Origin of the sequence: Streptomyces sp. NPDC101227 (assembly GCF_044767545.1) — a bacterium.
In the GTDB taxonomy this organism is placed as follows: Bacteria; Actinomycetota; Actinomycetes; order Streptomycetales; family Streptomycetaceae; genus Streptomyces.
Window position 1 is genome coordinate 20,541 of record NZ_JBIWOD010000034.1, and the last position, 22,488, is coordinate 43,028.

16 protein-coding genes are annotated in these 22,488 nt (G+C 72.6%); 12 read left to right on the top strand and 4 right to left on the bottom strand.

Annotation, left to right across the window (positions count from 1 at the left end):
* Positions 1–68: 68 nt before the first annotated feature.
* The gene (locus ACIRPT_RS40085; RefSeq protein WP_403836706.1) at positions 69–635 is read right to left on the bottom strand and encodes a cysteine dioxygenase; all 567 of its coding nucleotides are present in this window, start codon (positions 633–635) and stop codon (positions 69–71) included.
* Positions 636–1,321: 686 nt separating this feature from the next.
* Between ACIRPT_RS40085 and ACIRPT_RS40090 the strand changes: the two genes are divergently transcribed.
* The 3 genes from ACIRPT_RS40090 to ACIRPT_RS40100 all read left to right on the top strand — a co-directional run bounded on the left by ACIRPT_RS40090 (position 1,322) and on the right by ACIRPT_RS40100 (position 7,295).
* The gene (locus ACIRPT_RS40090) at positions 1,322–1,585 is read left to right on the top strand and encodes a WhiB family transcriptional regulator (protein WP_003983763.1); all 264 of its coding nucleotides are present in this window, start codon (positions 1,322–1,324) and stop codon (positions 1,583–1,585) included.
* Between the two features lie 326 nt (positions 1,586–1,911).
* Positions 1,912–5,691, top strand: coding sequence for a glycosyltransferase (locus ACIRPT_RS40095; protein ID WP_403836708.1), 3,780 nt, complete (start codon positions 1,912–1,914; stop codon positions 5,689–5,691).
* Positions 5,688–7,295 carry a DUF5719 family protein gene (locus ACIRPT_RS40100; RefSeq protein ID WP_403836710.1) on the top strand — a complete coding sequence of 536 codons (1,608 nt, stop codon included), beginning with the start codon at positions 5,688–5,690 and terminating at the stop codon, positions 7,293–7,295. Before ACIRPT_RS40095 ends, ACIRPT_RS40100 begins: the two co-directional genes overlap by 4 nt.
* Positions 7,296–7,610: 315 nt before the next feature.
* Here the strand turns inward: ACIRPT_RS40100 and ACIRPT_RS40105 are convergent, their stop codons facing one another.
* The gene (locus tag ACIRPT_RS40105) at positions 7,611–8,069 is read right to left on the bottom strand and encodes a metallopeptidase family protein (RefSeq protein ID WP_403836712.1); all 459 of its coding nucleotides are present in this window, start codon (positions 8,067–8,069) and stop codon (positions 7,611–7,613) included.
* Positions 8,070–8,329: 260 nt separating this feature from the next.
* On the opposite strand from ACIRPT_RS40105, the gene ACIRPT_RS40110 reads away from it, so the two are divergent.
* The 6 genes from ACIRPT_RS40110 to ACIRPT_RS40135 all read left to right on the top strand — a co-directional run bounded on the left by ACIRPT_RS40110 (position 8,330) and on the right by ACIRPT_RS40135 (position 15,009).
* Positions 8,330–8,785 carry a DUF3499 domain-containing protein gene (locus ACIRPT_RS40110; RefSeq protein WP_403836714.1) on the top strand — a complete coding sequence of 152 codons (456 nt, stop codon included), beginning with the start codon at positions 8,330–8,332 and terminating at the stop codon, positions 8,783–8,785.
* Positions 8,786–9,225: 440 nt separating this feature from the next.
* A complete protein-coding gene (locus ACIRPT_RS40115) occupies positions 9,226–10,584 on the top strand; it encodes a phosphomannomutase/phosphoglucomutase (protein ID WP_403836716.1) in 1,359 nt (452 codons plus the stop codon).
* A gap of 125 nt (positions 10,585–10,709) precedes the next feature.
* On the top strand, positions 10,710–10,892 hold the full coding sequence (locus ACIRPT_RS40120) for a Trm112 family protein (protein WP_403515530.1): 183 nt from the start codon (positions 10,710–10,712) through the stop codon (positions 10,890–10,892).
* Positions 10,893–10,968: 76 nt separating this feature from the next.
* Positions 10,969–12,105, top strand: coding sequence for an SIS domain-containing protein (locus ACIRPT_RS40125; protein ID WP_403836718.1), 1,137 nt, complete (start codon positions 10,969–10,971; stop codon positions 12,103–12,105).
* 155 nt (positions 12,106–12,260) lie between these two features.
* Entirely contained in the window at positions 12,261–13,457 is a 1,197-nt protein-coding gene (gene manA, locus ACIRPT_RS40130; protein WP_403836720.1) for a mannose-6-phosphate isomerase, class I, read from the top strand.
* Positions 13,458–14,049: 592 nt separating this feature from the next.
* Positions 14,050–15,009 (top strand): cation diffusion facilitator family transporter, encoded by a 960-nt coding sequence (locus tag ACIRPT_RS40135; protein WP_403515535.1) that lies wholly within the window; start codon positions 14,050–14,052, stop codon positions 15,007–15,009.
* Between the two features lie 118 nt (positions 15,010–15,127).
* On the opposite strand, the gene ACIRPT_RS40140 is transcribed toward ACIRPT_RS40135, so the two are convergent.
* Positions 15,128–17,185, bottom strand: a complete 2,058-nt coding sequence (locus ACIRPT_RS40140) for a fructose-specific PTS transporter subunit EIIC (RefSeq protein WP_403836722.1) — start codon at positions 17,183–17,185, stop codon at positions 15,128–15,130.
* A gap of 461 nt (positions 17,186–17,646) precedes the next feature.
* Here ACIRPT_RS40140 and ahcY point away from each other — a divergent pair, with 461 nt between their 5' ends.
* Together ahcY and ACIRPT_RS40150 are read left to right on the top strand one after the other, a co-directional pair.
* Positions 17,647–19,104, top strand: coding sequence for an adenosylhomocysteinase (gene ahcY, locus ACIRPT_RS40145; RefSeq protein WP_403515539.1), 1,458 nt, complete (start codon positions 17,647–17,649; stop codon positions 19,102–19,104).
* A gap of 183 nt (positions 19,105–19,287) precedes the next feature.
* A complete protein-coding gene (locus ACIRPT_RS40150) occupies positions 19,288–19,902 on the top strand; it encodes a hypothetical protein (protein ID WP_403836725.1) in 615 nt (204 codons plus the stop codon).
* Positions 19,903–19,932: 30 nt separating this feature from the next.
* Here the strand turns inward: ACIRPT_RS40150 and ACIRPT_RS40155 are convergent, their stop codons facing one another.
* On the bottom strand, positions 19,933–20,958 hold the full coding sequence (locus ACIRPT_RS40155; protein ID WP_403836727.1) for an RDD family protein: 1,026 nt from the start codon (positions 20,956–20,958) through the stop codon (positions 19,933–19,935).
* Positions 20,959–21,076: 118 nt separating this feature from the next.
* Between ACIRPT_RS40155 and ACIRPT_RS40160 the strand changes: the two genes are divergently transcribed.
* Positions 21,077–22,084: a stage II sporulation protein M gene (locus tag ACIRPT_RS40160; protein WP_403836729.1), complete on the top strand. Its 1,008-nt coding sequence runs from the start codon at positions 21,077–21,079 to the stop codon at positions 22,082–22,084.
* The last annotated feature ends 404 nt before the right edge of the window (positions 22,085–22,488 follow it).

Genomic DNA, 22,488 nt, shown 5'->3' on the forward strand with positions numbered 1-22,488 from the left:
GGCGGTGGTCGGGCTGGGGGTACCTCCCAGCGGTAGCTGGGGGATGGTGGGCCCGGCAGCGCCGGGGCTCAGCGGGCCGCGGTCTCCTGGGCCGACGGCGCGCACTGGGCGAGGGGGGCCGCCTCGACCGGACGAAGTGGGGAGTGGGTGGGGGTCCCCCCGGTCGAACGAAGCTGGGAGTGGGGGCGCATCGGCATCTCGGTCAGGCCCGGGAAGTAGACGTGCAGGCTGACCGCGGGGGCGAGCGAGTCGTTGACGACCTCGTGGACGTACCCGGGAGCGAAGACCCGCTGGGCCTCGGCCCGGAGCGTGCGCGGACCGTCCGCGCCGCGCTCGGTCAACTCGCCCTCCAGCACCGTCAGCACACCCGACGAGCGTCCGTGGTCGTGCCGGCCGCTGCCCTGGCCGGGCACCCAGCTCAGCAGCCACACCTCGTATTCAGGGCCGGTGCGCAGCCGGTGGTACCAGCGGGTGGTGGCGTCGTAGCGCACGAGCGGGGCCCAGCTGTCGCGGTCGGCGGCGATGGAGCGGGCCAGGCCCACGAAGCCGGCGACGGTGTCGGGGTGGGCGGGGACGGGCGGCAGCAGGTGCGGGATGGCGAGCGGGTCGCCGGCGATCTGGACGTCGCTGTTCATGGCGTTACGGGTTCCTCGGCACAAGAGCGGGGGGAGGGTGCGGCGCGGCGCCGGCTTTCCCTGTGGGGAGCACGGCGCGGGCTCGCGGGAAGGCAGGGGCGCTGCGGGGTGTGCGAGCGGGACGGCTGGAGCTCAGTGGCTACGACAGCTGGAACAGCGACAGCGAGCCTGCGCAGCGCAGAGCAACCCGTAGGCACGGGTCAGTCGGGGCGCGGGAGTCACTGGCATGCGGTCAAGGAGACCGGGTTCCCGGCGCGATGTCAACCGGATGTCGGGTTTGCCACGGATGTTTCACCTCATCCGGTTGCGGAGCCAGGTGAAAGGTTTGTGCACCCGCCGACCAGGAGAGGTCGCCCATCAACCGCGCATCCAAACGCCGTTGTGATCTCGTGATCCGTCTGTGATCTTCCACGCTTCGGGGCGCGGGGGTGCAACGCGAATGCCGTTCGATCGCGTCTCAGACAGTGAGAGGTGAGTCCCGGGCGGTACGCCAGGGGAAGTGTCCCAGTTTTTGATGATTTGAACACTTTCTGCACACGCTTGGTTCCACAGAGTGAATAAGAGGCCCAATAGCAGATCTCGGCTTGACTGGCCCGGATCAGCACACTTGTAATTTCACTCGTGTCGTTCAGCCAAAAACGATCACGGCTGGATCACGGGGACGTAAAGACAGACGAGGGGCGCACATGACCGAGCTGTTCCAGGAATTGCTGGTCGAGGAGGCGGACGAGGAGCTCGGCTGGCAGGAGCGCGCACTGTGCGCCCAGACCGACCCCGAATCCTTCTTCCCGGAGAAGGGGGGCTCCACCCGCGAGGCCAAGAAGGTCTGCCTCGCGTGTGAGGTCCGCTCCGAGTGCCTTGAATACGCGCTTGCCAACGACGAACGCTTCGGAATCTGGGGCGGTCTGTCCGAGCGCGAGAGGCGCCGGCTGAAGAAGGCCGCCGTCTGACGATGTCACGGCAGCCCGTAACGCCCACGGCGCGTGGCTTCGTCACGCCCGCCGCCGTACCACGCCAACTCCCCATATCCCCCTATAGCGAACGCCCCGCCTCCAGCGCCCTGACCGCCGGAGGCGGACTGCTGTCTCCCGCGGCACACGGACCCGGTCGGGACAGCGGCGCGAACCATTAGTGTGGGGCACCGTCCGAGATGCGCCGCCGCCCCACGGGTCGCGCGCGTCGCCTCGTAGTCCGTCGCAGTGTCTTCCGGGGGCGGGGGCCTTGAGCGACTTCGCCGCGGGCCCCGGACTCCCGGGTCCGGAGGGCCCGTACCTCGATGTCCGTGCACAGCCAGTCGGCGGCCCAGGCCGCCCCATACGCAGCTGAGACCCCAGAGTTCCCGCGGCATGTCGTCACCGCCGTGATCGTCTCCCATGACGGCGCCCGCTGGCTGCCCGACGCGCTCGCCGGGCTGCTCGGCCAGGAACGCCCGGTGCAGAACGTCATCGGCGCCGACACCGGCAGCGCGGACGAATCCGCCAAGCTGCTCGCCGACGCCATCGGGGACGAACGGGTGCTGCACCTCGCCCGCCGCTCCGGATTCGGCACCGCGGTGGACGAGGCGGTCCGAACGGCCCCGGTGCTCACCCCGGACGATCTGGCCTATCTGCGCCGCCCCAGCGGCTGGGACCCGGTCAGCAGGACGTGGCGCGACGAGGCCTACGACATGCCCGAGCTCCCGCACGGCGAGCCGGTCCAGTGGCTGTGGCTGCTGCACGACGACTGCGCCCCCGCGCCCACCGCGCTCGCCGAGCTGCTGCGGGTCGCCGACGCCAGCCCCTCCACCGCCATCGTCGGCCCCAAGCTGCGCAGCTGGTACGACCGCCGCCAGCTGCTCGAAGTCGGCGTCAGCATCGCCCGCAGCGGCCGCCGTTGGACCGGCCTGGACCGCCGCGAACAGGACCAGGGCCAGCACGACCAGATCCGTCCCGTGCTCTCCGTCTCCACCGCCGGCATGCTCATCCGCCGCGACGTCTACGAGCAGTTGGGCGGCTTCGACCGCCGGCTGCCGCTGATGCGCGACGACGTCGACCTTTGCTGGCGCGCCCAGGCGGCCGGCCACCAGGTGCTCGTCGCGCCGGACGCGATACTGCGGCACGCCGAGGCCGCCGCCCGCGAACGCCGCCCCATCGACTGCGTCGGCCGCTTCGTCGCCAACCCGCACCGCGTCGACAAGTCCGGCGCCGTCTACGCCCTGCTCGCCAACACCCGCGGCGCGCTGCTCCCGTACGTGCTGCTGCGGCTGCTGCTCGGCACCTTCCTACGGGTCCTGGCCTACCTCGTCGGCAAGGTCCCCGGCCAGGCGCTCGACGAACTCGCCGGACTCTTCGGCACCCTGCTGCGGCCCGGCAAGATCCTCGCCGCACGCAAACGCAGAGGCCGGCCGGCGGTGGAAGCGAGCGAGCTGCGGCCGCTCTTCCCGCCGCCCGGCGCGACCGTACGCGCCACCGTCGAACAGGTCGCGGGCAACCTCGCGGGCCGCGCCGCGCCCGACGTCGCCTCGGCCGGCCGGCACGGCGCCGTGGAGTCCGGGCCCGGCGGCGACGACGCCGAATTCCTGGAGGTCGAGCAGTTCGCGCGGCTCAAGCGGATCGCCCGCAAGCCGGGTCCGGTGCTCTTCCTCCTGCTGCTGGTGGTCTCCCTGATCGCCTGCCGCGGGCTGCTCGGCACCGGCGCGCTCACCGGCGGCGCGATGCTCCCCGCACCGGGCAGCGTGTCCGACCTGTGGGCGGCATACCTCGACAGCTGGCACGCGGTCGGCACCGGCGACGCCGCCTCCGCGCCGCCCTACCTGGCGGTCGTCGCCCTGGTCTCCACGATCTTCATCGGCAGCACCGGCTTCACCCTCACCCTGCTGCTGGTGTGCTCCGTCCCGCTGGCCGGACTCACCGCCTACTTCGCCTCCCGCCCGCTGGTCGCCTCCCGGCTGCTGCGGGCCTGGGGGAGCATCGCGTACGCCTTCCTGCCCGCCGCCACCGGCGCGCTCGCCGGCGGCCGCCTGGGCACCGCCGTACTCGCCATCCTGCTGCCGCTGATGGCCCGCGCCGCGGTCGCCGCCGCCGGCCTGCGCCTGGGCCCCGGCACCCGCCCCAGCTGGCGCGCCACCTGGGCGTACACCCTGCTGGTCACCTTCACCACGGCCTTCACCCCGGTCGTCTGGCCGATGGCGGTGCTGCTCGGCATCGGGCTGCTGGTGCGGCGCGCCATGGCGAGCCGTGACCTGCTGGTCGGCTATGTGCTGCGCTTCCTGGCCGTGGCCGTCGTACCGGTCGTGGTGCTCGCCCCCTGGTCGCTGTCGCTCTTCGGCAACCCCACCCGCTTCTTCCAGGAGGTCGGGCTCGACTACGGCGCCGGATCGGCCTCCGTACTGGACCTGATCGGCCTGAGCCCCGGCGGCCCCAAGGCGGCCGGCGGGGTGCTGCTGATCGGCGTCGTCCTGGCCGCGCTGGCGGCGACGCTGCGCGCCGAGCGGCAGACGGCGATCCGTACCGCCTGGGTGGTGGCGGTGGCCGGGCTGCTGTGCGCGGCGCTGGGCAACGGCTCCGGCTGGACCGGGCCCGCGATGCTGGTCTACGGGCTGGCGCTGCTGTGCGCCGCGGCGATCGGCGCCGAGGGCATCCGCACCCGGATGGCCGCCATGGGCTTCGGCTGGAAGCAGCCGGTCGCCGTGCTGATCGCGCTGGCCTCCCTCCTCGCCCCGCTCTACGCCGCCGTCAGCTGGATGATCACCGGCGCGGCCGGCCCCCTGGAACGGCGCGATCCCGCGCAGGTCCCGGCGATCGTCGCCCTTCAGTCCGGCACCGACGACCGCGCCCGCACCCTCGTCCTCGACGGCAGCACCGGCCATGTCGACTACGCCCTGGTCCGCGGCTCCGGCGCCGGGCTCGGCGACGCCGACCTGGCCGCCACGGCAGGCGAGGACAAGCGGCTGGGCGGCATCGTCGCCAACCTGGTGGCCGGTTCCGGCGCCGACCAGACCAGGCAGCTCGGCGGCTACGCCGTCCGCTACATCCTGGTGCGCGACGGCGCGTCCCGCGCCGTGAGCCGGGTGCTGGACACGACCCCGGGGCTGACCCGGCGCAGCCAGGACGGCGGCAGCGCCCTGTGGGAGGTCGACCGCCGGGTCTCGCGGGTCTCCATCGTGCAGGGCGGGACGACCGACGGCACCCGCGCCGGCGAGGCCGCCGCGCCGGTCCCCGTACCGTCCGGCCCCATCGAGGCGCACACCGACAAGGTGCCCGCCGGCGACGCCGGCCGGGTGCTGCGCATCGCGGACACCGCCGACCCGGGCTGGCAGGCCACTCTGAACGGCACGCCGCTCAAGCCCGTGACGGTCGACGGCTGGGCGCAGGGCTTCACGCTCCCCTCGGGCGGCGGCCGGCTCGACCTCACCTACGAGAACCCGGTCGGCCACACCGTCTGGCTGTGGACCCAGGGCCTGCTCGCCGTCGTCCTGGTGGTGATGGCGCTGCCGGGCCGCCGCCGGGAGATCGACGACGACCTGCCCGAGGACGACGCCGTGCTGGCCGCGGCCCAGGCGGCCACCGGCGACGGCCGCCGGGCGCGCAGGCTGCGGGCCGCCGCGGAGGCGGCCGGTCACCAGGCCGCGCCGCAGCCGGCCGAGGAGGAGCCCCCCGCGGCGCCGCCCCAGGGGGCCGAGACCGGGGACCCGTACGCGGCGGTGCCGCAGCAGCAGTCGTACGAGCAGTGGGCGACCACCCAGCAGACGGCTCCGGCCCAGCCGGGTCAGCCCGCCGACCAGCCGTACGCTCCCGCCGACCAGCCCTATGCTCCCGCCGACCCGTACCAGGCCGGCGACGGCGGTCACTACGCACAGGCCGGCCAGTACGGGCAGCAGCCGCCGTACCCCCAGGCCGACCCGTACCAGGCCCCCGACCCGTACGCGGCGGATCCCTACCAGGCGGGCGCCTACGACCCGTACGGCTACGCCCAGCAGCCCCAGCACCAGCAGCCCCAGCAGCCCTACGACGACGGCACGACGTACCCCGGCTCCTTCCCCGAGCAGCCGCGCCGTGACGGGAGCGACCAGCAGTGAAGCGCACGATGATGTCCCTGATCGGCGCGGCGGCCGGGCTGGCAGCCGTCGCCGGTGTCGCAGCCGTCGCCGCCCCGGACGGCGCGGCCAAGGCGGCGCCACTGGGCGGCACCCGGCTGCCGGTCCAGCGTTCCTCGCTGCTGTGCCCGGCCCCGACGTCCTCGGAGCTCGGCGACACCACGTACACGTCGTTCGTCCCCAAGGGCGCGGCGGCCGGTGCGGACGCGAAGAAGGGCACCGCGAAGCTGGTGCCCGCCGGGACCGTCAAGGACAGCGGCGCCGCCGACGAGGCGTCGAAGAAGGGCGGCAAGAGCAAGAGCAAGGCCAACGACAGGGCCAAGGGCAAGGCCGAGGACAGCGGTGCGGACACCGGCAGTACGATCGTGCCGCCCCGCGACACCAAGCCCGTGGCGCCCCTCGACCAGGCGGGCCGGCCGGTCACCGCGACGACCGACGCCGCCGATGCGCCCGCCCTGGTGGGCGACGCCGACGGCACCCTCGCCCCCGGCTGGACCACCCAGCAGACCACCTCCATCGCCGCCGGAAACGGCCGCGGACTGCTCGGGCTGAGCTGCACCGCCCCGGACACGACGTTCTGGTTCCCCGGTGTGAGCACCGACAGGGACCGCCAGGACTACATCCATCTGACCAACCCCGGCCCGACCGATGCCCAGGTCGACCTCGAACTGCGCGGCAAGGACGGGCCGTTGAGCGGCGCCACGGCCAGCGTCACCGTTCCGGCGCACACCACGGTCTCGCGTCTGCTGTCCGTCCTGACCGGCAGCCCGGCCACCAACGCCGCGCTGCACGTCGTCGTCCAGCAGGGCCGGGTCGGCGCCGCCGTCCAGGCCTCCGACGCCAAGCTCGGCAGCGACTGGCTACCGCCCTCCGCCGACCCGGCCGACAGCCTGGTGCTGCCCGGCATCCCCAAGGACGCCACCTCCGTGCGTCTGGTGGCCGTCGCGCCCGGTGCGGCGGACGCCAACCTCAAGGTCCAGCTGGCCACCCCCACCGGCCTGATCACTCCGGCGGGAGTGGAGACCCTGCACGTCAAGAGCGGGATGACGACGGCGGTCGATCTCAAGGACCTGACCAAGGGCGAGGCCGGATCGCTGGTGCTCACACCGGCCGACGGCGGCTCCAAGGCCCCGGTCACGGCGGCGCTGCGGGTGACCCGCGGCAAGGGCGCCAACCAGGAGATGGCCTTCATCCCGGCGACCCGCCCCGTCGACAAGCGCGCCACGGTCGCCGACAACCGGTCCAAGGGCGGCACCCTGTCCCTCGTCGCGCCGGAGAAGGGCAAGGACGCGAAGGTGAAGGTCACCGCGTCGGCAGGGAGCGACGGCGGCACGCCGGTCTCCAAGACGTACACGGTCAAGGGCGGCAGCACCCTCGCCGTCGATCCTCCGCGCCCCTCGGGCCTAAAGGGCTCCTACGCGCTGACGGTGGAGCCCCAGCCGGGCAGCGGCCCGGTCTATGCGGCGCGCACGCTGGTGCAGCCGCTGGGCGGCATCCCGGCCTTCACCGTGCAGACCCTGCCCGACGACCGGGGCTCGGTCGTCGTCCCGACGGCGGGCCAGGACCTGTCGCTGCTCAACGACTGAGCTGCGGCGGACCCGCGGCACGGCCATGGGGCCTGTCCCATCGGACAGGCCCCACGCCGTACAGCGGGCCCGCCGGATGCGTCACCGCATCCACGACGTGAACCGCAACCACCAACGGTTCCCGCCTCGGCCGCCCACGCCGTACCCCGTGGTCCGCCGGATGCGTCACCGCATCCACGACGTGAACCGCAACCACCAACGGTTCCCGCCTCGGCCACCCACGCCGTACCGCGGGCCCGCCGGATGCGTCACCGCATCCACGACGTGAACCGCAACCACCAACGGCTCCCGCCCCGGCCGCCCACGCCGCACGCCTTACTCCTGGCCATAACGCGGGTCCACCGACTCCGGGGCCAGCCCCAGCAGTTCGGCGACCTGCTCGACGACCACCTCATGGACCAGCAGCGCGCGCTCGTCGCGGCTCTTGGTACGGATTTCCACCGGCCTGCGGTAGATCACGATCCGGTCGCGATGTGCGCCGGCGGCGGGCACCACCCGGCCCAGCGGCACGGTCTCGCCGTCCGCCTCCGCGTCCGGCCAGGCATCGGGGCCGAAACCGGGCACGTCCAGGACCATGAAATCGACCTCCGCGAGCTGCGGCCAGCGCCGTTCCAGGCGGTCGCGGGAGTCATAGACGAGGTCCACGAAGGCGTCGGCGCGGCTCACCGACAGTGGCACCTGCGGAGGCGCGATCGGGCCGCGCATGCCGCGGCCGTGCCGGTCGCGGCGGCGGAGTCGCGGCTCCGACGGTCGGGGAGGTACGGGGCTGTCCATCAGCATCGAGCGTAACCGTCGCGGGGCGGGCGGTACCGCGAAGCGCGACAAGACGCATGATGTCGCCGAGTGACCGGTCCGCTCCGCGTTCCGTTCGGTTGCATCCCCCTATGAGATCGCGGATCCCCCGCGGAATGACACGAATTGCGCCGACTGATGACGACTTTCTGTGCGCCGCGCCGTCCGTCCCGAGCTGCCCGGACCGGTCCAGGTCGAGCGTGGTGCAGGTCAGACGCATCGGACGAAGCGGGACGACACGGTTGGGTGAGCCGGGGGAGAGTCGTCGCGGCCCGCTCAAGAGTGCGGTACCGTCCAACGTCGTGAGCCCTGTACGTCGCTGTTCGCGCACTGCGTGCGGCCGCCCCGCCGTCGCAACGCTGACGTACGTCTATGCGGATTCGACCGCCGTGCTCGGACCGCTCGCCACCTACGCCGAGCCGCACTGCTATGACCTGTGCGCCGAGCACTCCGAGCGGCTGACCGCGCCCCGCGGCTGGGAGGTCGTCCGCCTCGCCATCGACTCGGGTCCCGCCCAGCCCAGCGGTGACGACCTCGAAGCGCTCGCCAATGCCGTCCGCGAGGCGGCCCGCCCACAGGAGCGTGCCGCGGGCAGCGACGGCGCCCAGGCGGGCGGCGGGCCCACGGGCCGCGACGGCCGGCCCATGGAGGTGGCCCGCCGCGGTCATCTGCGGGTGCTGCGGTCGCCCGACTCCTGACCGGCTGACGGGGCGCGGCGGTGGCCCCGCCGCTTTCCTTCCGTTGTCCGGGAACGCCCCGGGACGGCCCGGTGCACCCCCGAACACCGCCGAACCCCCTTCCCCCCGTCGGAATCGCCTCGCGACCGGCCGGCGACGCAGCATCGACGCCCACCGTCCACGAACTGCGCCGCACCGTGCTCACCGTGACCTCCGTGCTTGCCCTCGCCCACGTCATGAACCTCTCCGGACAGGCCACAAAGCGGCGCCGTACCGGGCTGGATGCTCCCCTGGCCGGAAGGCCCACCGGACCCACCGGACCCACCGGACCCGCAGGTCCGCGCCCCGCGCGGGGCCGGGCCCGGTGCCGTGGCGCGCACGGCCGGTTCACGGCCCCCGCACAGGGCGGGCGGGTAGGTTTGGGGCTCCGTAGCGACTCAGCGACTCCAGGAGGCCCGGCAGTGACCGATCTGTCGCAGATCGTCAAGGCGTACGACGTGCGCGGTGTGGTCCCCGACCAGTGGGACGAGACGCTCGCCGAGCTGTTCGGCGCGGCCTTCGTCCAGATCACCGACGCGGACGCGATCGTGACCGGGCACGACATGCGGCCCTCCTCGGCCGGACTGTCCCGGGCCTTCGCCCGGGGCGCGGCGGCCCGCGGCGCCGACGTCACCGAGATCGGGCTCTGCTCGACCGACGAGCTCTACTACGCCAGCGGCGCCCTCGGCCTGCCCGGCGCGATGTTCACCGCCTCGCACAACCCCGCCCAGTACAACGGCATCAAGATGTGCCGGGCGGGCGCCGCCCCGGTAGGCCAGGACACCGGCCTCGCCGAGATCCGCGCCCTCGTCGAGGACTGGGCCGACAACGGCGCCCCCGAGCCGGTGGCCGCCACCGGCTCCGTCACCCAACGCGATGTGCTCGAGGACTACGCCGACCACCTGCGCAACCTCGTGGACCTCACCGGCATCCGCCCGCTGAAGGTCGTCGTCGATGCGGGCAACGGCATGGGCGGCTACACCGTTCCCACGGTCTTCGAGGGGCTGCCCCTCCAACTCGACGCCATGTACTTCGAGTTGGACGGCTCCTTCCCCCACCACGAGGCCAACCCCCTCGATCCCAAGAACATCGTCGACCTCCAGGCCCGGGTCCGCGAGACCGGCGCCGACCTCGGCCTCGCCTTCGACGGCGACGCCGACCGCTGCTTCGTCGTCGACGAGAACGGCGACCCGGTCGCCCCCTCCGCGATCACCGCACTGGTCGCCGCCCGCGAACTCGCCAAGCACCCCGGCGGCACGGTCATCCACAACTGCATCACCTCCTGGTCGGTCCCCGAGGTCGTCAAGGAAAACGGCGGCAAGGCGGTCCGCACCCGCGTCGGCCACTCCTTCATCAAGGCGGAGATGGCCGACAGCGGCGCCATCTTCGGCGGCGAACACTCCGCGCACTACTACTTCCGCGACTTCTGGAACGCCGACACCGGCATGCTCGCCGCCCTCCACGTCCTCGCCGCCCTCGGCGGGCAGCCAGGGCCGCTCTCGCAGCTCGTCGCCCAGTACGACCGCTACGCCGCCTCCGGCGAGATCAACAGCACCGTCGACGACCAGAACGGCCGCCTCGCCGCCATCAAGGCCGCCTACCAGGACCGCGAGGGCGTCACCATCGACGAACTGGACGGCCTGACCGTCACCGCCGCCGACTGGTGGTTCAACGTCCGCCCCTCCAACACCGAGCCCCTGCTCCGGCTGAACGCCGAGGCCCGCGACACGGCCACCGTCGACCGAGTACGCGACGAGGCACTGGCCATCATCCGCGCCTAGCCACCAAGGGGTGGCGGCCCCCGCCGCCACCCCTCCCACCTCCGCAAATCCCCTCCGAGCAGGCCCCGGCCCCCCGTACGGCGGTACGCTGGCCACGCCGCAATCACCCCGAAGGAGCAGCCGCCATGCCGGTCGAAGCCAGCTTGATCGAGATCCTCGCCTGCCCGGCGTGCCACGCCCCGCTCGAGGACCACACCGCGGCTGACCCCGCCCAGCTGACCTGCACCTCCGCCGACTGCGGTCTCGCCTACCCCGTCCGGGACGGCATCCCCGTACTCCTCGTCGACGAGGCCAGCCGCCCCGCCTGACCGGGAAGCGCCGGGCCCGACCCGGCGCCACCCGGTGATTCCCCGCCCGTACCGGCGATCGGAGGCCGCGCCCACCATGCTCGACGAGTCACTCCTCGATGCCCCTGAGGCGCTGGCCGGCGCCGACCGTTACGGACTGCTGCGCGGCGTGGCCGAATCCGGCGCCCGGGTCCGCTCCGCCGCCCGCAGCGCCGCCGAGGCCGGGATCCCCGACCTCACGCCCGACGGACGGCCGCGCTCCGTCCTCGTCGCGGGCCCCGGCCCCGCCGCACCAGCGATCGCCGAACTCCTCGCCGCCCTGGGCGGTGGCAGCTGCCCGGTCACCCACATCACGCCCACCGGCGTCGCCCCCCTGCCAGGTGCCCTGCGCTGGACGCTGCCCGGCTGGACCGGCCCCCTGGACCTGCTGCTGCTCGCCGGACCCGACGGCTCCGACTCCGGCCTGGCCGAGCTCGTCGAGCAGGCCTACCGCCGCGGCTGCGCGGTCGTCGCCGTCACCCCCGCCGGCGGCGCGCTCGCCGACGCCGTCGTCCAGGCCCGCGGCCTCACCGTCCCGCTGGCCACCACCGCCTACGACGCCGAATTCGATGTCGAAGGCGCACCCCCGGCCGCCCCCGGCACCCTCTGGTCGCTGCTCATCCCGCTGCTCGCGCTCGCCGACCGCATCGGCCTGCTCACCGCGCCGCCGGACGCGCTCGCCCACCTCGCCGACCACCTCGACCAGCTCGCCGAACGCTGCGGCCCGGCCGTCGCCACGTACACCAACCCCGCCAAGACCCTGGCCGCCGACCTCGCCGACGCCCTGCCGATCATCTGGACCGAGGGCACCATCGCCGGCGCCGTCGGCCGGCACTTCGCCACCTCGCTCGCCGGGCTCGCCGGCCGCCCCGCGCTCGCCGCCGCGCTGCCCGAGGCGCTCACCACCCACCGTCCGCTGCTGGCCGGCGCCCTGGCAGCCGGCGCCGACCCGGACGACTTCTTCCGCGACCGCGTCGAACAGCCCGCCGCGCTGCGCGCCCGGGTCCTGATGCTGCGCGAGGGGGAGCCGGGACCGCACTCCGCCGCCCGCGCCGCCAACGCACTCGCCGACGAGTGCGAGACGGCCCTCAGCGAGCTGGAACCGCAGAGCGGCAGCGAGCTGGAAAGCGCCACGGAACTGCTCGCCATCACGGATTTCGCCGCCGTTTACCTGGCGCTCACCGACACCGAGTGATCATTGGGCGGGCCCACGCGGGACGCATGCGGGACGCACACCGACCCGCGCCGACCCACGCGGACCCGCCCCCGGCCGACGGCCCGTACGACACTCAGCGTCACGTACGACCACACCCAGCGGCCTACGACGACACCGCAGGAAGCAGCAGCCCCATGGACCGCCTCGCCAACACCGTGCGCCCCTACGCCTGGGGCTCCACCACCGCCATCCCGGAGCTCCTCGGGGTCGAGCCGACCGGCGCACCGCAGGCCGAGCTGTGGATGGGCGCCCATCCCGGCGCCCCCTCCCGGATAGACCGCGGCGCGGGGCCCGTCTCCCTGGCCGAGGCGATCGACGCCGCCCCCGAGGCCGAACTGGGCGAGGCCACCGTCCGCGCCTTCGGACCCCGGCTGCCGTTCCTCCTCAAGCTGCTCGCGGCCGGCTCCCCGCTCTCCCTTCAGGTGCACCCCGACCTGACCCAGGCGAAGGAAGGTTTCGCCGACGAGGAGCGACGCGGCGTCCCGCGGGACGCCGCCCACCGCAACTACAAGGACGCCAACCACAAGCCCGAGCTGATCTGCGCGCTCACCCCCTTCGACGGCCTGTGCGGCTTCCGGCACCCGGACCGGGCCGCCGACCTCCTGGAAGGCCTCGGCGTCGACGACCTCAAGCCGTATGTCGACATCCTGCGCGCCAGCCCCGAGGAATCCGCCCTGCGCGAGGTGCTGACCGCCGTCCTGACCGCCGAGCACGACGCGATCGCCGGCACCGTCGAACGCGCCGCAGCCGCGGCCGACCGGCTGGGCGCCCAGGCGGGGGAGTACGCCGACGACTACGCCGCGTACGCCGCCATCGCCCACCACTACCCGGGCGACCCCGGCGTGATCGCCGCCATGCTCCTCAACCACGTCCGGCTCCAGCCCGGCGAGGCCCTCTTCCTCGGCGCCGGCATCCCGCACGCCTACCTGAGCGGCCTCGGCGTCGAGCTGATGGCCAACTCCGACAACGTCCTGCGCTGCGGCCTCACCCCCAAGCACGTCGACGTCCCCGAGCTGCTGCGCATCGTCCGCTTCGAGGCCGGCGACCCGGGCGTACTGCGCCCCGAGGCGGTCGACGGCGAGGAGGTCTACGAGACCCCCATCGACGAATTCCGGCTCTCCCGCTTCGCCCTCGCCCCCGGGGCCGCGCCGCGCCCCCTGGATTCCCGTACACCACAGGTCCTGCTGTGCACGGCGGGCACGGTCCACCTGGCGGGCGACGCCACGCCAGGCCTGACCCTCGCCCCCGGCGAATCGGCCTTCGCCCCGGCCGGCGAACGGATCACCGTCGCCGGAGACGGCACCCTCTTCCGCGCCACGGTCGTCGCGTAGACAACGGCGCGCCGACGGCCTGCCCGACCAGGTTCGTCGCGCACCTGGTGAACGAGCGGACCATCGCGCACCTGGTGAACGACGGGTTCCCCGCGCATCCGGCGAAGGCCAGGTTCGCCGCGTGAACGACGGGTTCCCCGCGCATCCGGCGAAGGCCAGGTTCGCCGCGTGAACGACGGGATCTCCGTGCACTCGGCGAACGCCAGGTCCGCCGCGTGAACGACGGGATCTCCGTGCACTCGGCGAACGCCAGGCCCGCCGCGTGAACGACGGGATCCTCGTTCATCCGGCGAACGCCAGGACCGCGGCGCGCCTGGTGAACGACGGGTTCCCCGCGCACCCGGCGAACGCCAGGCCCCCGCGCACCCGGGACAGGACCGACGGGAATACCGCCCCGACCCCGCCGCGTTGTGGCCCGCAAGGGGCGCTCGCATCCCCTACGGGATCTGTTCCCCCACCCCCTAGGGACACCCCCCCAGATGGCCGCATGCTGGCCTCATGGCACCGTCCCCGGGCCGGGCTGCAACAATGACCGCCGCACGGCATTAAAGGGGCGGTAAAGCCCGGTCGACGGAAGGGACATGCGGCACACATGAGCGCATCAGGCGGGACAAAGGCCATCGTCGCGGCGCTGGGCGCCAACCTGGCGATCGCCGCAGCGAAGTTCGTGGCCTTCGCCTTCAGCGGCTCGTCCTCGATGCTGGCCGAAGGCGTGCACTCCGTCGCGGACTCCGGCAACCAGGGCCTGCTGCTGCTCGGCGGCAAAAAGGCCAAGCGCGAGGCGACCGCCGAGCACCCCTTCGGCTACGGCCGCGAGCGGTACATCTACGGCTTCCTGGTCTCCATCGTCCTGTTCACCATCGGCGGTGTCTTCGCGCTCTACGAGGGCTACGAGAAGATCCACAACCCGCATCCGCTGGACAACTGGTTCTGGCCGGTCGGCGTCCTGGTCTTCGCGATCATCGCCGAGGGCTTCTCGTTCCGTACGGCCATCAAGGAGTCCAACGAGCTGCGCGGCAAGCAGACCTGGGGCCAGTTCATCCGCCGCGCCAAGGCACCCGAGCTGCCGGTCGTCCTCCTGGAGGACTTCGGCGCGCTGATCGGTCTGGTCCTCGCCCTGGGCGGCGTCGGCCTCACCCTCGCGACCGGCGACGCCATCTGGGACGGCATCGGCACCATGTGCATCGGCGCGCTGCTGGTGGTGATCGCCCTGGTCCTGGCCGCCGAGACCAAGTCGCTGCTGCTCGGCGAGGCCGCGGGCCCCGAACAGGTCGCCAAGATCCGCGAAGCGATCGTCGACGGCGATGTCGTCACCCGCGTCATCCACATGCGCACCCTCCACCTCGGCCCCGAGGAACTGCTGGTCGCCGCCAAGATCGCGGTCGAGCACGACGACACGGCCGCCCAGATCGCCAAGGCCATCGACGCCGCCGAGGCCCGTGTCCGCGAGGCGGTGCCGATCGCCCGGGTCATCTACCTCGAGCCCGACATCTACAGCGAGGCCGCGGCTGCCGCGGGCGACGACCCGGAGGCGACGCCGGGCGGCCGCTGAGCCGCTGCATCCTCGTCCCGCAGGCGTACCGGCCCCCGCACTCGGTGAGTGCGGGGGCCGTCGCCGTATGTGCCCGCCCGGCACGCGGCCGGTCCCGGCCACCGGAAGACCGCCTCGGCTACCGGATCTCGCCGAGGACCCGCAGCACCCCCGCCGCATCCTCCGCGCCCTGCAACCGCGCCCGGAAGTCCGTATCCATCAGCTTCCGCGACAGCAGCGCCAGAATCCGCAGGTGCTCGTCCCCGGCCGCCGCCTCCGGCACCGCGATCAGGAACACCAGCTTGGCGAGCGTCCCGTCCAGCGACCCCCATTCGATGCCCTCGGGCGACCGCGCGAAGGCCACGACCGGCGCGGTCACCGCGTCCGTCTTGGCATGCGGAATGGCGATCTCCTCGCCGAGCCCGGTGGTGCCCTGCGCCTCCCGTGCCAGCGCCACCCGTACGAGCTCCGCGACGTCCGCCACCTTGCCGGTGGCCGCCGCCAGCCCGGCCAGCTCGCGAATGGCCGCCTCCTTGCCGTCGGCCGCGAGGCGCGTCGCGACGGTCCCCGGGGTGAGATAGCCGGAGAGGACCTCGGGGACGTCCTCGTCCGCCGTACGAGAGACCGCCGCCTCACCGGAAGATACGGCGACGGCGGCCGCCCCGGCCCCCACCGGCACCGGCTCCGGGACCGGCACCGGCGCGGGCTCCGGTACCGGCGCGGCAGCGCCCGCCCCCGTGGCCCGTCCCTTTCGCCGCTCCGCAACATCGGCCGGCGCCACCGTCGCCAGCGCCGTGACCAGCGCACCGGCCACCACGGCGACAAAGAACATCGGCGCCCCGCCGACCGCCCCCAGCACCGCCACGATCGGCCCGCCGTGCGGCACCGCGTCCGACACCCCGGCCATCCCCGCGACGGCCCCGGCCACCGCCCCACCGAGCATGTTCGCCGGAATGACCTGCGCCGGCCGCGCCGCCGCGAACGGAATCGCACCCTCGGAGATCCCGAACAGCCCCATGAACAGCGCGGCCATCCCGGTCTCCCGCTCCTGCTCGCTGTACAGCCGCCGGCGCACCAGAGTGGCCAGCCCCTGCCCCAGCGGCATGACCGGAATGGCCGCGGCACACATCCCCATCACGGCCTGATTGCCGGACGCGATCAGCCCCGAGCCGAACAGGAACGCCGTCTTGTTGACCGGCCCGCCCATATCGAACGCGATCATCAGCCCGAGGATCGCCCCGAGCGCGATCGCGCTGGTCCCGGTCATCCCGCTGAGCCAGCCGGTGAGGTGCGTGAAGACCCACGAGATCGGCTTGCCGAGCACGGAGATGAAGAACAGCCCGAGCGCCGTGGTCGCCAGGACCGGGATCACGATGATCGGCATGATCGGCCGGACGAACCGGGGGACCTCGACCTTCTTGATCCATACGACCAGATAGCCGGCCAGGAACCCGGTGACGATCCCGCCGATGAAGCCGGCGCTCGCGTCCTTCATGCCGTACAGCTCGCCGTGGGTGGCGATCCAGCCGCCGATCACGCCGGGAACGAGGGCCGGCCGGTCCCCGATCGCGTACGCGATATAGCCCGAGAGGATCGGCACCATCAGCTGGAACCCGATGGTCCCGATGCTGTTGACGTCCGCCCAGAACGACCCCGGCGGGATCTTCAGCCCCTCCGGCGTCGCATGGCCCCCGAGCGCCAGCGATATCGCGATCAGCAGCCCCCCGACCACCACGAACGGGATCATGTAACTGACACCGTTCATCAGCGCCTTGTACCCGGCGCTCCGCTCCTTGCCGCCCCCGCTCTCCGGGACCGCCGCGCCCCCGCCGCCCTCGTGCACCGGCGCGCTCCGCACCCGCTCGATCAGCCGCTCGGGACGGTGGATGCCCTCCGCGACCCCGACGGCCACCACCTTCTTGCCGACGAACCGCCCGAGGTCTACATCCTTGTCCGCGGCGATGATCACCCCGTCCGCGTCTCTGACATCGTTGTCAGACAGTACGTTCTCGGCCCCGATGGACCCCTGCGTCTCCACCTTGATCTCATGCCCGAGCGACCGGGCGGCCTGCGTCAGCTTCTCCGCGGCCATATACGTGTGGGCAATACCGGTGGGGCAGGCGGTCACTGCGAGCAGCTTCAGCCCCCGCCCGCCCCGCCCCGCGCCCTCGGAGGGATCGGCTGGACTCGTTGTCACGTGGTTCTCCTCACGACCATGACGACCATGCGCGCGGCCGGACAAGCGTTCTGGTGTTCCCGCGCTCCGGGCATCCTGCAACACCCCGCACCGCCGTCAAAGCCCCCGGGACCCACCGCCACGCCGGGTGACACCTCCCCGCCGGCATCTGCTGCCGGCCCCCGCCGATGGCCGTCCGTGGCCGGGACCGCACGGAATCGGCCCATCCGGACTGGGGCTCACTGGGCCGATCGGTGTAGATTCGTGCCCAGTGCCAGACGTCGCTGCTGATGGCGGTCGGGCGGCCCGCCCCGCGGACCGGCCGAGGGAGAGAGGGCCTCCGACGGACTGCGCTGCGGCCAGGGGAGAGGTGTGTTCGCTTCCGCGTACGCCCCTGCTTCCCAGCTACGACTGGGACACCCCAGCCCGCGCCGCAGACTGCCCAGCCCTGAACACCACGCGACGCTCGAGGAGCAGCCCGCATGACGACAGCAGCCACCGGCCAGGACTTCAAGGTCGCCGACCTGTCCCTCGCCGCCTTCGGCCGCAAGGAGATCACCCTCGCCGAGCACGAGATGCCCGGCCTGATGGCGATCCGCAAGGAGTACGCCGCCGCCCAGCCGCTGGCCGGCGCCCGGGTGACCGGCTCCCTGCACATGACCGTGCAGACCGCCGTCCTGATCGAGACCCTGGTCGCGCTCGGCGCCGAGGTCCGCTGGGCGTCCTGCAACATCTTCTCCACCCAGGACCACGCCGCCGCGGCCATCGCCGTCGGCCCCAACGGCACCCCGGACGCCCCGGCCGGTATCCCGGTCTTCGCCTGGAAGGGCGAGTCCCTGGAGGAATACTGGTGGTGCACCGAGCAGGCCCTGACGTGGCCGAACTCGCCCACCGGCGGCCCGAACATGATCCTCGACGACGGTGGTGACGCCACCCTCCTTGTCCACAAGGGCGTCGAGTACGAGAAGGCCGGCAAGGTCCCCGCGATCGAGACCGCCGAGAGCGACGAGCACCGCGCCATCCTCGAGCTGCTCACCCGCACGGTCGCCGAGGCCCCCCAGAAGTGGACGAACCTGGCCTCCGAGATCCGCGGTGTCACCGAGGAGACCACCACCGGCGTCCACCGCCTGTACGAGATGCACCGCGACGGCGACCTCCTCTTCCCGGCGATCAACGTCAACGACGCCGTCACCAAGTCGAAGTTCGACAACAAGTACGGCTGCCGCCACTCCCTCATCGACGGCATCAACCGCGCCACCGACGTCCTCATCGGCGGCAAGACCGCCGTGGTCTGCGGCTACGGCGACGTCGGCAAGGGCTGCGCGGAGTCCCTGCGCGGCCAGGGCGCCCGAGTGATCATCACCGAGATCGACCCGATCTGCGCCCTGCAGGCGGCGATGGACGGTTACCAGGTCACCACCCTCGACGAGGTCGTCGAGACCGCTGACATCTTCGTTACCACCACCGGTAACAAGGACATCATCATGGCCTCGGACATGGCGCGGATGAAGCACCAGGCGATCGTCGGCAACATCGGTCACTTCGACAACGAGATCGACATGGCCGGCCTGGCCCAGCTCCCCGGCATCGTCAAGGACGAGGTCAAGCCCCAGGTCCACACCTGGACCCACCCGGACGGCAAGGTCCTGATCGTCCTGTCCGAGGGCCGCCTCCTCAACCTGGGCAACGCCACCGGCCACCCCAGCTTCGTGATGTCCAACTCCTTCGCGGACCAGACCCTGGCCCAGATCGAGCTGTTCACCAAGCCCGAGGAGTACCCGACCGACGTCTACGTGCTTCCCAAGCACCTCGACGAGAAGGTCGCCCGCCTCCACCTCTCCGCCCTCGGCGTCAAGCTCACCGAGCTGCGCCCGGAGCAGGCCGCCTACATCGGCGTCCAGGTCGAGGGCCCGTACAAGCCCGACCACTACCGCTACTGAGCCACCCGCTGATCCCCGGCGCCCCCGCCGGCTCCGGCGATCGGTAACCGGCAACCACCAGCAGCCGGTGAACCCGGAAAGCCAGGCCCTCGCCCCTCACGGCGGGGGCCTGGCCCATGAGGGCCCCACCAAGGGCCCACCGGGCTCATCCCCCACCGGCCCGCCCGAAGGACGGCAAGCCCCATGCCCCGCGGCCACTACTCGCTCCACGACCCGCACGATCACACCCCCCTCGGTGAAGAGCACTTCCACTGCGCCACCGGCCCCTCCGGCTGGCGCTACGTCTCGCAGATCACCACCCCCTCCGGCGATCACGCCGGCTCCGTCGACCTCACCCTCGACGAACTCGGCCGCCCCATCCGCCTGGAACTCCACGCCTCCGCCTGGCAGGTCCGCGGCGCAGCCCTCGACGGCGTCACCTGGGTACGCACCGACCCGACCGGCGAGCACGCCACCGAAGGCAACGTCCCCGCCCACGCCTTCACCGGCGCGTCCCCCGCATTCCTCATCGCCACCGCCCGGCTGCTGCGCCCCGCTCTCGGCGCCGGCGCCGTGCGTACCCGCCTCGTGGCCTTCACACCCCCCGTCCTCGCCCCCCGCACGCTCGACCAGTCCTGGGCCCTGCTCTCGAGCACACCACACGCCACTGACAACGCCCCGCTGATCGCGGACGAATACCAGGTCAACGACCTGGAAACCGGCGAACAGCACGCCGTCCACATCGCCGGCGACGTCGTCCTGTCCGCCCCCGGCATCGAGCTCGAATCCCTCGAATCCCCGCCATCGACGTTCACGTGAGCCCGCCGTACGGCCCGCCCCGACGGCGCCTCAGGCAGGCGGCGCAAACCCCGTGCGCGGCTCCCCACCGGCCGCGCCGACGCCACCCGGCGGCTCCGCCACCGCCCCCGTAGCCCCGAACCCGCCCCCGGCCACGGACGGCCCCCCGGCCACCGACGCGGTCCCCCCGGGCGCCGCCCACCGCCCAACGCCACCGGTGCTCACCGCACCCGCACCCGCATCCGCATCAACGGCACCCGGCCCCGACGGAACCCCCGCCGAGACCTCCGCCGGAGCCACCGGGGCACCCCCCGATACCGCCCACGGCTCCCCGAACGCCCGCCGCGCCTCCCGTGCCTGCCGCTCACCCATCACAGCGGCCAGATAGGCCGCCGGATGCACCCCCGCAGGCGCCGTCGCGCCCGTGAACCCCTGCAAGTCCGCCACGAACCGTCCCGCCATCGCCTCGCCGACCTGCGGATCCAGTTGGCCCATCCGCCCCAGGAACTGCCGCACCGTCAGCCACCACCGGTCCGGCACCCGCGACAGATCCAGCCCCTGGACCTCCGCCACCAGCCACTGAGCCGGAGCCGGCCACTTCTCCGCCTCCTCCTCCACCGGGATCCGCTCCCGGATGACGAGCGTCCCGGCGAACACATCCCCCACCCGCCGCCCCCGCGCCGACACCAGCGACGCAATGGAAGCCACCACTCCCAACGTCAGCACGATCTCCAACGCCCCGATGGCGCCCCGCACCAGTGCATGCCGGAACCGGATCGGCCCCCCGTCCTCCCGCACCACCCGCAGCCCGCAGACCACTTTCCCCAGCGACCGCCCATGGCTCAGTGTCTCGATCGCAATCGGTATCCCGATCTGCACCAGCACGAACGCCGCCACCGAAGCCGCCGCCAGCGCGGCGCTGTCCATGGAAGACATCGCGCTCGCCAGCATCAGCGTCACCGCGATGTACGCCCCCCAGGCCACGGCCAGATCCACCAGCACCGCCAGCCCCCGGCTCGGCAGCCGCGCCGGCCGCAGCCCGAGCACCACCGCTTCACCCGTGACGAGCTCACTCACCGCGCCCACTCCTCTCCATGCCCGCTCCCTCAACTCCCGACCACCCCACCCGGATCGCCCCCAGTCTGCCAAGCTGACCCGGAACCACCTCCCCCGGCGCTACGAGGAGCGACCCCGCATGGACCTCGATGTTTTCGTGACGGCCCACAGCGCCGAATGGGACCGCCTCGAATCCCTCCTCCTCCGCAAACGCCGCCTCACCGGCACCGAGGCCGACGAACTCGTAGCCCTCTACCAACGCACCACCACCCACCTCTCCCTCCTCCTCTCCAGCGCCCCCGACCCCGCGCTGACCGGCCGCCTCACGTCCCTGGTGGCCCGAGCGCGCAGTGCGGTAACAGGCGCCCGCAAGGCCTCCTGGCGCGACGCCGCCCGCTTCTTCACCACGTCCTTCCCCGCGGCGGTCTACCGCCTCCGCCACTGGTGGATCCCCACCGCGGTCCTCTCCATAGCCGTCGCGGCCCTCCTTGGCTGGTGGATCGCCGCCCACCCCGAGGTCCAGGCCACCATCGGCGCCCCGGAAGACCTCCGCGCCATGACCCGCCCCGGCGGCGAGTACGAGACGTACTACTCCAGCCACCCCGCCGCATCGTTCGCCGCCCAGGTATGGACGAACAACGCACAGGCGGTCGCCCTCTGCCTGGTCCTCGGGGCCTTCGCGGCAGTCCCGGTCCTCTGGGTCCTCTTCCAGAACATGCTCAACCTGGGCGTCGGCATCGGCCTGATGTCCTCGGCAGGCCGCCTCGACACCTTCCTCGGCCTGATCCTCCCGCACGGCCTCCTGGAACTGACCGCCGTCTTCGTCGCCGCCGGCATCGGACTCCGCCTCGGCTGGACCCTCATCGACCCGGGCCCCCGCACCCGCCGCACGGCCCTGGCGGAGGAAGGCCGATCCGCACTAGGCGTCGCCATCGGCCTCGCCGCCGTTCTCTTCATTTCCGGCGCCCTCGAAGGCTTCGTCACCCCCTCAGGCCTGCCCACCTGGGCCCGCATCACGATCGGCGTCGTCGCCGAGCTGGCGTTCCTCCTGTACGTCTACGTCCTGGGCGGCCGCGCCGTACGCGCAGGTGAAGCCGGCGATATCGCGCTCACCGACCGCGAGGCCCTGGTCCCGACCGCCGCCTGATGTGCATCCAACCCCGCTGACCTGCTAGTCTCCTCATCTCCCCGCAAGCCCGTTGACACGGGTGACATGGGGAGGTAGATTCAAACGGTTGCGGCGAGCTAGACAGGTTCGACCACAACGGTTAGTCTCTTCTCCGCTTCGGCCGGAAAATCAATTCGGCGAGGCACATCCGATCACTTTCCGGAAGTCCGGTCGATTAATTCGACCGCCCAACTTCTGATAAAGTCGGAAACAGCCGAAAGGCAAGCCCCCCGACGGGGAATGCAGAATCCCATACGAGCCGGAAACGGTGAGGCTCGGATCTGCTAAAGTCGGAAAGGCCGAAAAGCGAAAGCCGGAGGCCGAACCCCGCTCCAACAGGGGGCCGGAGACGGAAACGGATCTGGTAAGGTTGGAAACGCGAA

What these genes read in the sequence shown, in the direction of transcription:
- ACIRPT_RS40090 (WP_003983763.1), top strand. Translation starts at nt 1,322, where the DNA reads ATGACCGAGCTGTTCCAGGAATTGCTGGTCGAGGAGGCGGACGAGGAG.
- ACIRPT_RS40095 (WP_403836708.1), top strand. Translation starts at nt 1,912, where the DNA reads ATGTCCGTGCACAGCCAGTCGGCGGCCCAGGCCGCCCCATACGCAGCT.
- ahcY (WP_403515539.1), top strand. Translation starts at nt 17,647, where the DNA reads ATGACGACAGCAGCCACCGGCCAGGACTTCAAGGTCGCCGACCTGTCC.
- ACIRPT_RS40135 (WP_403515535.1), top strand. Translation starts at nt 14,050, where the DNA reads ATGAGCGCATCAGGCGGGACAAAGGCCATCGTCGCGGCGCTGGGCGCC.
- ACIRPT_RS40085 (WP_403836706.1), bottom strand. Translation starts at nt 635, where the DNA reads ATGAACAGCGACGTCCAGATCGCCGGCGACCCGCTCGCCATCCCGCAC.
- ACIRPT_RS40120 (WP_403515530.1), top strand. Translation starts at nt 10,710, where the DNA reads ATGCCGGTCGAAGCCAGCTTGATCGAGATCCTCGCCTGCCCGGCGTGC.
- ACIRPT_RS40125 (WP_403836718.1), top strand. Translation starts at nt 10,969, where the DNA reads ATGCTCGACGAGTCACTCCTCGATGCCCCTGAGGCGCTGGCCGGCGCC.
- ACIRPT_RS40105 (WP_403836712.1), bottom strand. Translation starts at nt 8,069, where the DNA reads ATGGACAGCCCCGTACCTCCCCGACCGTCGGAGCCGCGACTCCGCCGC.
- ACIRPT_RS40160 (WP_403836729.1), top strand. Translation starts at nt 21,077, where the DNA reads ATGGACCTCGATGTTTTCGTGACGGCCCACAGCGCCGAATGGGACCGC.
- ACIRPT_RS40150 (WP_403836725.1), top strand. Translation starts at nt 19,288, where the DNA reads ATGCCCCGCGGCCACTACTCGCTCCACGACCCGCACGATCACACCCCC.
- manA (WP_403836720.1), top strand. Translation starts at nt 12,261, where the DNA reads ATGGACCGCCTCGCCAACACCGTGCGCCCCTACGCCTGGGGCTCCACC.